This window comes from Polaromonas sp. P3_C2 (assembly GCF_056402675.1).
Window position 1 is genome coordinate 1 of record NZ_JBFUGX010000812.1, and the last position, 1644, is coordinate 1644.

A 1644-nucleotide genomic window follows, 5' to 3' on the forward strand; every position below is an offset into this window, starting at 1 on the left:
CCATTGGGTCAACCTGCCCGGCGTGCTGCCGGCGCGTGAATTCACCGGCGCCTGGGTCGTAACCTCGCTCGCCAGCGCCTTGCTGGCCTTGCTGGGCGCGCTGCTGATTCACCGTTACCTGAACCAGCCCCTGCGCCGCGTGATGGCTTCGGCGCACACGCTGGCGGGCGGCACCAGCCCGCAGCCGCTGCCCGAAGACGGCCCCACGGAAATCGCCGACCTGAGCCGCAGCTTTAACCAGATGGTGCGCAGCCTGGCCCAGGCCGACGACGAGCGAGCGCTAATGCTGGCCGGGGTGTCGCACGACCTGCGCACACCGCTGACCAAGCTGCGCCTGGGCATCGAGATCCTGCGCGACAAGGCCGAAAAAGCCGGTCAAGGCGACGATGAGCTGATGGCCCGAATGACACGCGGCGTGGAAGAAATGGACGCCATCATCAGCCAGTTCCTGGACTTTGCCCGCAGCACCGAAAGCGAAGCGCCGGCGCCGGTGGCGCTGGATGTGCTGGCGGCTGAGGTGGCGGCCGCCTCGGCCGGCCACGGCATGCCGGTGGCGCTGCAGGGCGGCAACCCGCCGCCGGTGCCCTTGCGCCCGCGTGCGATGCGCCGCGTGCTCACCAACCTGGTTGAAAATGCCTGGCGCCATGGGCTCCCGCCGGTCACCATAGCCACCGGTACGCAGGGCGATTCGGTCTGGATAGCGGTGACGGATCACGGCGCCGGCATTGACGCCGGGCAGGCCGAGGCCTTGAAGCAACCCTTTCGCCGCGCTGAAAGCACACGCACCGGCCCGCCGGGCGCCGGGCTGGGCCTGGCCATCGTGGACCGCATCGTGCGCGCGCACGGCGGCAAGTTTGAGCTGCTGCCTGCCGACGGCGGGGGCCTCTGCGCCCGGATCACGCTGCCGCGGGCCTGAAACACCCCAAAAAAAGGCCTCGAAAGGCCTTTTTTGAGTGTCAAAACGGGCTGCAGGCCAATAGAGACGAGCGCAAGCAGCTATTGATTTGATAGCGATTGCTGCGGCTTCACCCGAACTGCACCAGGTTGAGAATGGGCAGCGGGCCGCCGGGAAACTGCGCCAGGCGTCCACCCACGGCCAAAGTGCCGAGGTCGATTCCCGAGAACCCGAGCTGGCTGATCAGTGCCGCCACGGTCGCCTTTGCCTTGGCGTCGTCGCCCGAGAAAAACAGCACGCGTTTGCCGCCCTGGTCGGCGGGGTCAGTGGCCAGCAACTGGGCGACCAGGTGGTTAAAGGCCTTCACCACGCGCGCGCCGGGCACCAGCTCGGCAAACACTTCGCTGGAGGCGCGGCCGTTCAACTCAACGGGCCGGAGAGGAGGGCCTTCGACCGCGTTGTTGGCGTCAATGACGACACGGCCGCCAAAGTTGGGCAAACCGGCCAGCGCTTCAGGCAGGCGACCCCAGTTGACGGCCACCAGCACGATGTCTTTTGTGGCGGCTTCCTTGACGGTGCCGGCGTGGATGGTGGGGCCGAGTTCGCGCACGATGTCTTTGAGCGAGTCCGGGCCGCGGCTGTTGGACAGCGTGGCATGGATGCCCTGGCGGGCCAGGGTTTTGGCAAATGCCGTGCCGATGGCGCCGGCACCGACGATCCCGATGCTGGGGGTGCTGGATGGGGTTGAG

2 protein-coding genes are annotated in these 1644 nt (G+C 67.6%); one reads left to right on the forward strand and one right to left on the reverse strand.

Annotated elements, in window-relative coordinates; genetic code table 11:
- Nucleotides 1-916: ATP-binding protein (locus AC1DWI_RS22255; RefSeq protein WP_477725795.1), on the forward strand; the 916-nt coding region annotated here is incomplete at its 5' end.
- Nucleotides 917-1025: 109 nt separating this feature from the next.
- Here AC1DWI_RS22255 and AC1DWI_RS22260 read toward each other — a convergent pair.
- Nucleotides 1026-1644 (reverse strand): NADPH-dependent F420 reductase (locus AC1DWI_RS22260; protein ID WP_477725796.1); only part of this gene is annotated, 619 nt, incomplete at its 5' end.